Source organism: Streptomyces sp. NPDC048600 (genome assembly GCF_055587025.1).
Window position 1 is genome coordinate 388,805 of record NZ_JBVJGZ010000006.1, and the last position, 12,241, is coordinate 401,045.

General features: G+C 71.7%; 7 protein-coding genes and 1 pseudogene. 2 read left to right on the plus strand and 6 right to left on the minus strand.

Annotated features, from left to right (window positions below; translation table 11 throughout):
* Nucleotides 1-23 precede the first annotated feature (23 nt).
* The 3 genes from ACZ6SQ_RS11595 to ACZ6SQ_RS11605 form a co-directional block, all read right to left on the minus strand.
* Nucleotides 24-2,009 carry an alkaline phosphatase family protein gene (locus tag ACZ6SQ_RS11595; protein WP_469559550.1) on the minus strand — a complete coding sequence of 662 codons (1,986 nt, stop codon included), beginning with the start codon at nucleotides 2,007-2,009 and terminating at the stop codon, nucleotides 24-26.
* A gap of 120 nt (nucleotides 2,010-2,129) precedes the next feature.
* On the minus strand, nucleotides 2,130-4,070 hold the full coding sequence (locus ACZ6SQ_RS11600; RefSeq protein WP_469559553.1) for an amylo-alpha-1,6-glucosidase: 1,941 nt from the start codon (nucleotides 4,068-4,070) through the stop codon (nucleotides 2,130-2,132).
* Entirely contained in the window at nucleotides 4,067-5,479 is a 1,413-nt protein-coding gene (locus tag ACZ6SQ_RS11605) for an MGH1-like glycoside hydrolase domain-containing protein (RefSeq protein WP_469559556.1), read from the minus strand. Before ACZ6SQ_RS11605 ends, ACZ6SQ_RS11600 begins: the two co-directional genes overlap by 4 nt.
* Before the next feature lie 130 nt (nucleotides 5,480-5,609).
* Between ACZ6SQ_RS11605 and ACZ6SQ_RS11610 the strand changes: the two genes are divergently transcribed.
* Together ACZ6SQ_RS11610 and ppdK are read left to right on the plus strand one after the other, a co-directional pair.
* Entirely contained in the window at nucleotides 5,610-6,812 is a 1,203-nt protein-coding gene (locus ACZ6SQ_RS11610; protein WP_469559560.1) for an ROK family protein, read from the plus strand.
* Nucleotides 6,813-7,231: 419 nt separating this feature from the next.
* The gene (gene ppdK, locus ACZ6SQ_RS11615) at nucleotides 7,232-9,937 is read left to right on the plus strand and encodes a pyruvate, phosphate dikinase (RefSeq protein ID WP_469559562.1); all 2,706 of its coding nucleotides are present in this window, start codon (nucleotides 7,232-7,234) and stop codon (nucleotides 9,935-9,937) included.
* Nucleotides 9,938-10,106: 169 nt separating this feature from the next.
* Here ppdK and ACZ6SQ_RS11620 read toward each other — a convergent pair whose 3' ends face one another.
* From ACZ6SQ_RS11620 to ACZ6SQ_RS11630, 3 genes and pseudogenes are all read right to left on the minus strand, one after another.
* Nucleotides 10,107-10,340, minus strand: a complete 234-nt coding sequence (locus ACZ6SQ_RS11620) for a hypothetical protein (protein WP_469559563.1) — start codon at nucleotides 10,338-10,340, stop codon at nucleotides 10,107-10,109.
* An 8-nt stretch (nucleotides 10,341-10,348) separates the two neighbouring features.
* Nucleotides 10,349-10,807: a hypothetical protein gene (locus ACZ6SQ_RS11625; RefSeq protein ID WP_469559566.1), complete on the minus strand. Its 459-nt coding sequence runs from the start codon at nucleotides 10,805-10,807 to the stop codon at nucleotides 10,349-10,351.
* Nucleotides 10,808-11,058: 251 nt separating this feature from the next.
* Nucleotides 11,059-12,123, minus strand: a pseudogene (locus ACZ6SQ_RS11630) (alkaline phosphatase PhoX); the annotation flags it as partial.
* Between the last annotated feature and the right edge of the window lie 118 nt (nucleotides 12,124-12,241).

Below are 12,241 nucleotides of genomic sequence, written 5' to 3' on the forward strand. Positions count from 1 at the left end.
GCCGGACACCTCCGGCTGCCGAGTCAGCCCTTCGTCGGGTGCGGTACGGAGCCGTAGGCGGTCAGGAAGCGGTCGCGGAAGGCGCTCATCCTCCACACGGGCGCGTCGCTCCCCGGCCGCAGCCCCGGGCTCCAGCCCCAGCTGTCGACGGCGGCGAGCACCTTCGGGTCCTTGGCGACGATCGCCACCGGCACGTCCCGGCTCGCGCGTTCGCCGCTGACCCGGGCGACCGGCTGGTGGTCGCCTAGGAAGACCAGGACCGTGTCGTCGGTGCCGTAGCGCTCCAGCCACTCGGTCAGGCTCGTCACCGAGTACTGGACCGACTTGCCGTACTCCACCTTCGAGCGGTCCGAGGAGGCGATCACGCCCTCCGGGTCCTTGCCCGCCTTCTCGATGTCCTCGAAGATCCGGCCGTCGCCCAGCTCGTCCCAGCCCACCGAGCGCGGGATCGGCGCCCACGGCTGGTGGCTGGACGTCAGGATGACCTCCGCCATCAGCGGCTTGTCCTGCTCGCGGCCGTGCTCCAGCCGCTGGAACGCCTCCAGCGCGTACTGGTCCGGCATCGTCGACCAGCTGAACTTCGGCCCCTCGTAGCCGAGACGGTCCGCGTCGTAGACCTGGTCGAGGCCGTAGTACTCCGCCTCCGGCCAGGCCTTCTGCACACCGGGCATGATGCCGACCGTGCGCCAGGCGCCCGTCTTCTGGAACGCCTTGGTGAGCGAGAGGTGGTCTCCCGAGGTCACCGTGCGATAGCGCTGCTGGTTGGCGATCCACAGGCCCGACATGAACGTGGAGTGCCCCAGCCAGCTGCTGCCGCCGTACGTCGCCGAGGTGAGCCAGCCGCTGCGGGCCTGGAAGCCCGCCTTCGCCAGGGCATCGGTGCGCGCGTCCAGCGTGCGGTTCACGCCGGGGGCGATCATCGGGTCCTCGATCGCGCTGCGGCCGTAGCTCTCGATGAACGCGAAGATCATGTCCTTGCCGCGCAGGCCGGGCACGAGCTGGGCGGGCGGGGTCGCGCCGAAGACGTCGGCCTTCGCCTCCTTCTCGAACCGCGCCTCGTCCTCCAGCGTCGCCTGCACCCGGCGGTACTGCACCGACACGGCCTGGGCGGCGCGGTCGCTGGCGAACGGCACGTTGCCGATCTGGAGGCCGAGGGAGGCGGTGGTCATCCACACGGTTCCGGCGATCAGGGTGCCGAGGGCCGTGGGGGAACGGTGCCGGTCCAGGGCGCGGGACAGCCGTACGGTGGCGAGGACGAGGACGGTGAACAGGGCCACGACGCCCGCGAGCGCGCCGACCGTCAGGGCCACGATGGCTGTGCGGCCGAGGGTGTCCTGCATGTACGCCTGCGCGTCGTCCAGCAGTTCCCAGTCCAGTACGGGGTTGAAGCCGCGGCCCAGGTACTGGCGGAAGCCGATGTCCAGGACGTTGAGGGCCGTCAGGCAGGCCAGGGCCAGGCCCATCACCACGGCGGCGGCCGTGCGTGCGCCCCTGCGGGGGAGCAGGAGGAGCAGGGCCGCGCCGATGACCGCTTCGCCGGGGAGGCGGACGAAACGGACGGGTTTGATGGCGGGGAGGGCGTTGGGGAGCAGCAGGGCTCCTATGACCAGGGCGGTCGCCAGGGCGGTGACCAGGGCGCTGGCCCTGCGGGGCCTTTTGTTGCCGCTGCCCGCCTCGGCTTCGCCTTCGGCGGGATCGTGTTTCCCGCCCGCACCACCCGTGCGGCTCTCGTCGTCGGGTGCGGGTGGCCCCTGTGGGGCGTCCTCGCCGTCGGCGGGTGGCGGGTTGTCGGTGGGTGTGGGGGAGTTCTGCGGGGGGTTCGCCGTGTCCTCGGGGGTGGATGGCTTCTGTGGGGCGCTCTCCGCTTCGGCGGGTGCCGGTGGGGTGTCCTCGCCGGTGGCCGGCAGTGAGGGGGTCTCCGTGTCGGTGGGCGGTGGGTTCGAGTCCGTGGCCGGCGGGGCGGCGTCGGTCGTGGGCGGCTGGTGGTTCAGGCGTATCGACGCGGGCACCCTCGGGTCCTTCCGTACGGAGACGGCGGGTCCGGCCCGGGGAGCCGGGCCCGCCGTCCTTTCGTACGGGGCGTCCATGGGGGCTGTTCAGGCGCTCGGCAAACTCCGGGCAAACCTTTGCTACGCCCCTCCCACCGCCGTCAGCAGGGCCAGCGGGGTCGCCGCGGCGCGGGACTCGCGGGTACAGGCGTGCGGGTAGGGGACGGGCTGGGCGTGGTCCTCGCGGGAGTAGCCGGCGAGGACCTCCGGGAGACGGTGGCCGGTGGCGCCCGCCGCGTCGACCAGGGCGTGGGCGACCGTGCGGGCCTCGTCGTGCAGACCGTAGCGGGCCAGGCCGAGGGCGATCAGGGCGTTGTCGTGCGGCCAGACCGAGCCGCGGTGGTAGGAGAGCGGGTGGTAGGCCGGCTGCCCCGCGGCCACCGTGCGCACGCCCCAGCCGGAGAAGAAGTCCGGCTCCAGCAGCCGCCGCCCCACCAGCTCCCCGTACTCCTTGTCCAGCAGGCCCGACCACAGCAGATGGCCCGCGTCCGAGGCCAGCGCGTCGATCTGGTGGCCCGCGCCGTCCAGGGCGAGGGCGGGGAACGCCCGGTCGTGCATCCAGAAGTCGCGCTGGAAGCGGTCGCGCAGATCACCGGCGGCCTGTTCGAGCAGGGCCGCGTACGTCTGGTCGTCCCAGACCGTGCGGGCCAGCCACGACGTGCGGCGCAGGGCGTCGTAGGCGTAACCCTGGGCGCCCGCGGCCATGACCGCGCCGGTCGGCCGGCTGCCGTCGGAGCGGCAGATGGCGCCGGGGGAGTCCTTCCAGTTCTGGTTGGCGAGACCGCCCTCGTCGGCGCGGTAGACGAGATAGCCGCGGGAGGTGAGGCCGCCGTGGTCGAGCATCCAGCCGATCGCGGCCCGCGCGTGGGACTCCAGCCGGCGGGCGAGCGCGGTGTCCCCGGTCTGCTCGGTGTACGCGCCGAGCAGCACCAGGAACAGCGGGGTGGCGTCCACCGAGCCGTAGTAGCGGCCGTAGGGCACCTGGCTGAAGTAGGCCAGCTCGCCGTGCCGGACCTCGTGCACGATCTTGCCGGGCTGGGCCGCGGACCCCGCGGCGTTGCGCTCACCGGCCTGGGCGGCGGCCAGCGCGGGCAGGGTCTGGGCGGCCAGCTGGGGGCGGTAGGGAAGCGCGAACAGGGAGGTGAGCAGGGCGTCCCGGCCGAGCAGGGTGAGGAACCAGGGCGCGCCCGCGGCCGGCACCCGCAGGTCCTCGCCGTCCGGGCCGGTGGCCGGGACCTGGAGCGCGGCGAGGTCGGCCAGCCCCCTGGCGCAGGCCGCGGCCAGCTCGGGCCAGCCGGTCGGGAAGGCGACGCCCTCCATGAACGTGCCCTCCAGGGCGAGCAGTTGGCGGCTCACCGCGGCCGGGGAGGCGGGCACCCGCAGGGCCCGCTTCTCACCATGCGGCCGGGCCACCACGCGCAGGGTCAGCTCGGCGGTGCCGTACGCCTCCAGGTCTAAGGTCCACACCATCCGCCGTGCCCCGGTACCGGTCTCCTCCACGGCGTCGGGGGCGGGCTGGGCGCTCACCGTCGTACGGGAGAGCCAGGCGCCGCGCTGGTAGGTGAACTCCACGCCGTGGTCGAGCACCTGGCGGTGGCGGACCGCGCCGGGCTTGGCGTAGGTGCGGTAGTCCGAGCGCAGTTCGAACTGGTCGGTGAAGTCGGCGTCGGCGGTGATCGCCAGGCGCAGGGTGGTCGGCACCGGGCGGTTGCTGGTGACGCGCACGGTCTCGACGAACGAGCTGTCCGCGACGGCCTGTTCACGGAACAGGGTGTACGCCGCGGGCTCCTGCCGGCCGCCGCGCGGGACGAGGACGCAGCGGGCGGTGTCGCCCTCGGCGACGGGCGTGAGCGTCTCCGGCACGGCCCCGTCGACGGTGAGCTGCCAGCGGCTCAGATGCCGGGCGTCGCGCACGAACAGCCCGTCGGGGAGGTTGCCGCCCCGTACGCCGCTGATGTCGCCCCCGTCGCCCACGGCGGCGAACGTCCCCCCGTACAGGAGCAGATGCTGCCGATCGGTCATCCGCGGTCCCCTCCCTTGTCCCTCGTGTCCTTGGCCCTGATGTCGAACGTCGGCGTGTGCAGCAGGTCGAGCGTGAGTGCGGCCGTCCAGCCGAAGCCGGTGGCTCCGCACGCCTCGCCGGTGTACGGGTCGACGTACTCGGCGAAGTCGGTGGCCCCCGCGGTGTCCAGCAGCGACCGGCGCAGCGCGTCGGCCCGGTCGCGCTCGCCGTGCAGGCGCAGTCCGCGCTCCAGCAGCCAGTTGGTGTTGAACCAGGCAGGGCCGCGCCAGTACCGGTGCGGGTCGAAGGCCTCGCCGAGCAGGTCGTAGCTGGGGGCGAGACGGGTGGTGGCGCCGAGCCCGAAGTGCGGCCCGGTCAGGGTGCGCACCAGCGTGGCGGCGGTGTCGCGCGGCAGGGCCGGCAGCAGCAGCGGGATCAGCCCGGACACCCCGCGTTCGGGCACCAGGCCGCCGCCGCGCAGGTCACGGCAGAGGAACATGCCCGCCGCCGGGTCCCACAGCCGCTCGATCAGCGCGGCGGTGAGCCGCTCGGCCCGGGCGTGCCGCGCGGTGCCGGTCGCGCCCAGTTCGTGGGCGATCCGGGCGAGGGCGTGCTCGGAGGCGATGAGCAGGGCGTTGAAGGAGGGGTCCTCGACGGCGAAGTCGGAGACGACGTCGGCGTACCCCTCGTCGCGGTAGTCCGCCGCCAGCCGCACGTACCGCCCGTAGTCGAGGTCGGTGGGCCGGTCCTCGGCGGCGCCGTGGTCGAGGTCGGCGCGGCGGAAGGAGCGGGCGGGGGCCGGGGCGACCCGGGCCAGCGGGGCGTCCCAGCTGGGGGCGTTGTCCATGCCCTGTTCCCAGGGGTGCACCACGGAGGCGAGCCCGCCGCCGCCGAGGTCGCGGTGGTGCAGCAGATAGCGGTGCCAGGCGGCGAGCCGCGGATAGACACGGGCCAGGAAGCCGCGCCCGCGCGACAGCTCGGGGTCGGCGCAGTGCACCAGCCAGGCGGCCAGCGCGTGCACCGGCGGCTGCACGATGCCCGAGGTCTCCACCGCCCGCGGGGCGCCCGCCGCCTGCCCGGCGGTGGAGGAGCGCCAGAAGTCGGGGCTCGGGAAGTACGCGTCGAGCGGCACGGCCGGGTTGAACACGATGTGCGGGACACGCCCGTCGGCCCACTGCGCGGCGAGCAGTGTTTCCAGCTCGCTCTGGGCCCGTAACGGGGAGATGTGACGCAGCCCGATCGCGATGAACGCCGAGTCCCAGGACCACTGGTGGGGGTACAGGCCCCGGGAGGGCACGGTCGAGCTCCCGGTCCAGTTCTCCTCCAGCACCCGGGCGGCCCGGTCGTGCAGGACACCGGCGCGGGGCGGACGATCGTATGCAACGGCGGACTCGGGTGGCCGGGCGACGAGCTGGGCAGTGCGATCCACTCGGGGCTCCCGCAAGAATGGCAGCGAGGACATGGGTAGCCGGGTCAGCATTGGCTACCGTGGGGTTACGCCTATTTAACACGCAAAACTCAATATGTAATGCAGGATTGAGAAACACAAGGGGGTGTGCATGACTGCCAGAAGTCAGGCCGGCGCGGGCGAGCTGCTGGAGCTGGTGCGCAGCGGCCGTGCCACCACGCGCGGAGCGCTCCAGCAGGCGACCGGGCTGTCCCGGGCGACCGTGGGGCAGCGCCTGGACCGGCTGTTCCGCGCGGGCTGGCTGCGCGAGGGCGCGGGCGGCCCGGTGGGCTCCCCGCTCGGCGGACGCCCCTCCATCACGCTGGAGTTCGACGGCGGGCACGCGCTCGTGCTGGCCGCGGACCTCGACACCCGGCACGCGCGCGTGGCGCTGCTGTCGCTGACCGGCGAGATCCACGCCGAGCACGGCGGCACGCTGGTGATCGAGGACGGCCCGGACGCGGTGCTCGGCGAACTCGGCCGCTGGTTCGCCGAGTTGCTGGAGAAGGCGGGCCACCGTCCCGAGGAAGTGTGCGGGATAGGCCTCGCGGTGCCGGGCCCGGTGGACTCCGAGACCGGCCGGGTGGTCCAGCCGCCGATCATGCCCGGCTGGGACGGCTACGACATAAGGGGCCGGCTGGCCAGGGCGTTCTCCGAGCACACGGGCGGCGCCGAGGTGCCGGTCATGGTCGACAACGACGCCAACCTCATGGCGTACGGCGAGCAGCGCACGGGGCATCCCGGCTGCTCGGCCTTCGTGCTGGTGAAGGTCTCCACCGGTATCGGCGCGGGGGTCGTGGTGGGCGGCTCGCTCTACCGGGGCATAGACGGCGGCGCCGGGGATCTCGGCCACATCCGGGTGCCGGAGGGCGCCCAGGCGCTGTGCCGGTGCGGTTCGTACGGGTGTCTGGCCGCGGTCGCCAGTGGTGGCGCGGTGGCCCGGCGGCTGGCCGAGGCCGGGGTGCCGGCGGCCTCGGGGTCGGATGTGCGCGCCCTGCTGGCGGCCGGGCACCCGGAGGCCGTGGGCCTCGCGCGGGAGGCCGGGCGGATGGTCGGGGAGGTGCTCGCGACCGTGGTGACCCTGCTCAACCCGGGGGTGCTGATGATCGCCGGGGACCTGGCGGGGACGCCGTTCCTGACCGGGGTGCGCGAGCTGCTGTACCAGCGGGCGCTGCCGCGTTCCACGGCCCACCTGGACATCGTCACCTCCCGGCTGGGGGAGCGGGCGGGGCTCGTGGGGGCCGGGGCGCTGGTGGTGGAGCACCTGTACGCGCCCGACCGCGCCGAGGAGCGGCTGCGCGCGCTCGGGGTGTGAGGCACGCTGGTGACAAGCGTGTTTCCGGTCCGGACGGCGGTCCGCATGGTGGTCTCCGGACGCCCGGGACAGCGTGATTCTCGCCACCCTTGATAAGGGTTGCGCTCAGATGAGCAGTTCCGGCGCGACTGCACTTCCTCAAGGGGTGGCACTCAGTGCCACCCCTTGATCGTTCATCGATCGAAATCAGGCGTGCCGAGGGCCGCTCATCTGAGCGTGATGGTCGGTCTACGGGTGTTGATGCATTCAAGAAGTGAACACATTCCAGCTGGATCGCTTACCAACCTTTGACTTTCGATCCCGTGGCGGACGGCTGGTTACAGGCGCATGACGCACAAGTAGACGTACCCAGGTGCCTTCGATCTGGGTATGTTCCTCGCCGTCAGGGCAGCCACCGCGTCCTCGAGGAGTTGGGACCCGTGTCGGAAATTCAAAAGTTCGTTTACGACTTCACCGAGGGCAACAAGGACCTCAAGGACCTTCTCGGCGGCAAGGGTGCGAACCTCGCCGAGATGACCAATCTGGGTCTTCCCGTCCCTCCGGGCTTCACCATCACCACCGAGGCCTGCAAGGTCTACCTGGAGAGCGGCGCCGAGCCTTTGGCACTGCGTGACGAGGTGAGTGCGCACCTCGACGCGCTGGAGCAGCGGATGGGCAAGAAGCTCGGCCAGCCCGACAACCCCCTCCTCGTATCCGTCCGCTCGGGCGCCAAGTTCTCCATGCCCGGCATGATGGACACCGTCCTGAACATCGGCCTCTCGGACAAGTCCGTACAGGGCCTGGCCAAGCAGGCGGGCGACGAGCGGTTCGCCTGGGACTCCTACCGCCGCCTCATCCAGATGTTCGGCAAGACCGTCCTCGGCGTCGACGGCGAGCTGTTCGAGGAAGCCCTCGACAAGGCCAAGGAGACCAAGAAGGTCACGGTCGACACCGACCTGGAGGCCGCCGACCTCAAGAAACTGGTCACCCTCTTCAAGAAGATCGTGAAGAAGGAGACCGGCCGGGACTTCCCGCAGGACCCGCGCGAGCAGATGGACCTCGCCATCAAGGCCGTCTTCGAGTCCTGGAACGGCGACCGCGCCAAGCTCTACCGCCGCCAGGAGCGCATCCCGGGCGACCTGGGCACCGCCGTCAACGTCTGCTCCATGGTCTTCGGCAACCTCGGCCCCGACTCCGGCACCGGCGTCGCCTTCACCCGCGACCCCGCCTCCGGCCACCAGGGCGTCTACGGCGACTACCTCCAGAACGCCCAGGGCGAGGACGTCGTCGCCGGCATCCGCAACACGGTGCCGCTCGCGGAGCTGGAGTCGATCGACAAGAAGTCGTACGACCAGCTCATGCAGATCATGGAGACCCTTGAGAACCACTACAAGGACCTCTGCGACATCGAGTTCACCATCGAGCGCGGCCAGCTCTGGATGCTTCAGACCCGGGTCGGCAAGCGCACCGCCGGTGCCGCCTTCCGCATCGCCACGCAGCTCGTCGACCAGGGCCTGATCGACGAGGCCGAGGCGCTCCAGCGCGTCACCGGCGCCCAGCTCGCGCAACTGATGTTCCCGCGCTTCGACGACAGCGCCAAGGTCGAGCAGGTCGGCCGGGGCATCGCGGCCTCCCCGGGCGCCGCGGTCGGCAAGGCCGTCTTCGACTCCTACACCGCGGTCAAGTGGTCCCGCTCCGGCGAGAAGGTCATCCTGATCCGCCGCGAGACCAACCCCGACGACCTCGACGGCATGATCGCGGCCGAGGGCATCCTGACCTCCCGCGGCGGCAAGACCTCCCACGCGGCCGTCGTCGCGCGCGGCATGGGCAAGACCTGTGTCTGCGGCGCCGAGGAGCTGGAGGTCGACACCAAGCGCCGCCGGATGACCGTGCCCGGCGGGCACGTCGTCGAGGAAGGCGACCTGATCTCCATCGACGGCTCCTCCGGCAAGGTCTACCTGGGCGAGGTCCCGGTCGTCCCGTCCCCGGTCGTGGAGTACTTCGAGGGCCGCATGCACGCGGGCGCCAGCGACGCCGGCGAGCTGGTCCAGGCCGTGCACCGGATCATGGCCTTCGCCGACCGCAAGCGCAGCCTGCGCGTCCGCGCCAACGCCGACAACGCAGAGGACGCGATGCGCGCCCGCCGCTTCGGCGCCCAGGGCATCGGCCTGTGCCGCACCGAGCACATGTTCCTCGGCGACCGGCGCGAGCTGGTCGAGCGGCTGATCCTCGCCGACACCGACGCCGAGCGCGAGGAGTCCCTCAAGGCGCTGCTGCCGCTGCAGAAGAAGGACTTCGTCGAGCTGTTCTCGGCGATGGACGGCCTGCCCGTGACGGTCCGTCTCCTGGACCCGCCGCTGCACGAGTTCCTGCCCGACATCACCGAGCTGTCGGTACGCGTCGCCCTCGCCGAGTCCCGCAAGGACGCCAACGAGAACGACCTGCGCCTGCTCCAGGCGGTCCACCGCCTGCACGAGCAGAACCCGATGCTGGGCCTGCGCGGCGTCCGCCTCGGCCTGGTCATCCCCGGCCTGTTCACCATGCAGGTCCGCGCCATCGCCGAGGCCGCCGCCGAGCGCAAGAACGCCAAGGGCGACCCGCGCGCCGAGATCATGATCCCGCTCGTCGGCACCGTCCAGGAGCTGGAGATCGTCCGCGAGGAGGCCGACCAGGTCATCGCCGAGGTCGAGGCCGCCACCGGTACCGAGCTCAAGCTCGCCATCGGCACCATGATCGAGCTGCCGCGCGCCGCGCTCACCGCCGGCCAGATCGCCGAGGCCGCCGAGTTCTTCTCCTTCGGCACCAACGACCTGACCCAGACCGTGTGGGGCTTCTCCCGCGACGACGTGGAGGCCTCGTTCTTCACGGCGTACCTGGAGAAGGGCATCTTCGGCGTCAGCCCGTTCGAGACGATCGACAAGGACGGCGTGGGCTCGCTGGTGAAGTCCGCGGTCCAGGCCGGCCGCGCGACGCGCCCCGACCTGAAGCTGGGCGTGTGCGGCGAGCACGGCGGCGACCCGGAGTCGGTCCACTTCTTCCACGAGGTGGGTCTGGACTACGTCTCCTGCTCCCCGTTCCGCATCCCGGTGGCCCGCCTCGAAGCAGGCCGCGCCGCCTCCCAGTCCGAGGGCAGCGACCACCGCTGACCTCACCGAACCCGGAGCCGCCGTCGGTCCCCGACCCTCAGTACCGATCGGCGGCGGCCCCGGCCCACGAAAAGGGCGGCACCCGTGCGGGGGTGCCGCCCCTTCGTGCGCTCCGGTGCCTGCGGCCTGAGGCGCGGTGGTCCGGCCGGTGGAATGTCGCCCGCCGGTTCTACTCCCCCGCCGCCGTCCTCGACATCCGCCGCAGGCAGGCCCACCTGACGAGTCCCCCGACGCCGAGGGACACGACGATGGCGCCCGCGTCGATGACATGCGGCAGGCCGGGGAAGAAGGCGAAGAAGCCGAGTGCCACGACAAGGCCGGTCAGGAACGCGGCGATTCCTGCCCTGCGCCGACGTGTCTGCTCCGCCCGGTCCAGCTCGGATTCATGATGCTGCTCGACCATGGGCGGACTCACTTCGTGATGTTGTGGCACTGGCTCACGCGCCGCACACCACCGACGTAGAGGCGTGCACAGGCCTTGCCGTAGCGAGGCAGCGTCTGAGGGCTGTTGTTCCGCATGGGATCGATCTTGCACTCGCTGTGCGTGCTGCCGCGCGAGGTGCGGTAGGTCCGGTTGTTGGTGTCGGCGTAGGTGAAGTCGATCCGCCAGTTGCAGAAGCCGCTGCTGAGCGCACCGACGAAGCCGCAGTCCACGCCGGCGTTCTGATAGGTGATCTTCCGGCCGCTTCCGCGGATGCCGTGGGTGAACATGCAGCCGGTCGGGACTTTCATCGTCACGCCGCCCACGCTGTAGGAGAAGGACTGGACGGGCGCCGAGCCGACGGCCGTGGCATGTGCGCTCGCCGCGGTGCTCAGGACGAGCGCTCCGACGGCGGCAAGGGCGGTAGTGAGGCGTGTGACGTAGCGCAAGACCACTGGGTCCCCTTCTTCGGTTCCTGAAAGGCACCCGGCCCAACGGCACGGGATCAAGGCCGTTGCTGTCCGTCGAGCGGTCCCACCGACATGACTGATCCCACTGCGGCCCGGTTGACCAGCGGAAACGTTCCACGCGCACATGGCACCCCCCGGCGCGCGCCCGCGTGCAACTGGCGCGCCCGGCGCCTCGAGGTGAGGGCGCCGGGCGCGGGGTGAGCGGATGGGCGGGCCGGAGGCCTTCGTGCTTACGACCGGAACGGACCCGTCACCTCGTAGGTGATGCCGCCCGAGGAGGAGCCCGTGGTGCCTCGTTGGCTGGAGAAGTAGAGGCGGCTGCCGTCGGGGGAGAAGGCCGGGCCGGTGATCTCGGAGGAGGACTGGCCGTCGATCCGCAGGAAGACGGAGATCACGTCGTCCGGGGTGATCAGGCAGATCTCCATGTTGCCGCCGTCCTCGGCGACGTAGAGGTCGCCGGAGGCGGAGCCGGTGATGTTGTCGACGCCGGTGAGCGGGGCGGTGCCGTTCACCAGGGAGTCGTCGTAGGCGAGTTCGTAGGTGTTGTTCGTCAGGTTGACCTGCCAGACCCGGTTGTCGCCCTTGGTGGTGAACCAGACGGTGTCGTCGGCGTAGTGGCAGCCCTCGCCGCCGTTGAAGGACTTCGACCCGGAGACCTGGGTGCGGGTCGAGGTCGGGGAGCCGTCGGGGTCGGGCACGTTCGCCCAGGTGAAGGAACCGGAGGTGGCGCTGCCCGCGACCATGACCTGGAGGGTGCCGGAGGAGAGGTTGCCCCAGGTGTTCGGGACGAACCGGTAGAAGCGGCCGTTGCTCTCGTCCTCGGTCAGGTAGATGACCTGGCGCACCGGGTCGGCCGCGGCCGCCTCGTGCTTGAAGCGGCCCATCGCCGGGCGCTGCACCGCCGCGTTCACGCCCCAGGGGTCCGTCTCGTAGACGTAGCCGAGGGACACCTCCTCGCAGGACAGCCAGGTGTTCCACGGGGTCTTGCCGCCCGCGCAGTTCTGCCGGGTGTTGGACAAAATGCGGTAGGCGCCCGTGATCTGGCCGCTGGAGGAGAACTTCACGGCGCTCGCGCCGCCGGAGGGGTTGATCTCCGAGTTGGAGACGTAGATCCACCCGGTGCCGTCGGTGTAACAGGCGCCGCCGTCGGGGGCGTTGTGCCAGGTGTACGAAGTACCGGAGACCGTCTGGCCGGATCGTGCGACGACCCGGCTGGTGAAGCCGCCGGGCAGCCGGATGCCGTTGGCGTCCGGGGAACCGAGGGCGCCGTAGGGGCCGGTGCCGGGCTGGGCCGGGGGGGGGGGGGGGGGGGGGGGGGGGCAAGGGGGGGGGGGGGGGGGGGGCGGGGCGAAAGAGGGGGGGGGGGGGGGGGGGGGGGAGGTGGTGGTTCCGGAGGGGGGACCAAGAGAGGGG

What these genes read in the sequence shown, in the direction of transcription:
- ACZ6SQ_RS11600 (WP_469559553.1), bottom strand. Translation starts at nt 4,070, where the DNA reads ATGACCGATCGGCAGCATCTGCTCCTGTACGGGGGGACGTTCGCCGCC.
- ACZ6SQ_RS11610 (WP_469559560.1), top strand. Translation starts at nt 5,610, where the DNA reads ATGACTGCCAGAAGTCAGGCCGGCGCGGGCGAGCTGCTGGAGCTGGTG.
- ACZ6SQ_RS11620 (WP_469559563.1), bottom strand. Translation starts at nt 10,340, where the DNA reads ATGGTCGAGCAGCATCATGAATCCGAGCTGGACCGGGCGGAGCAGACA.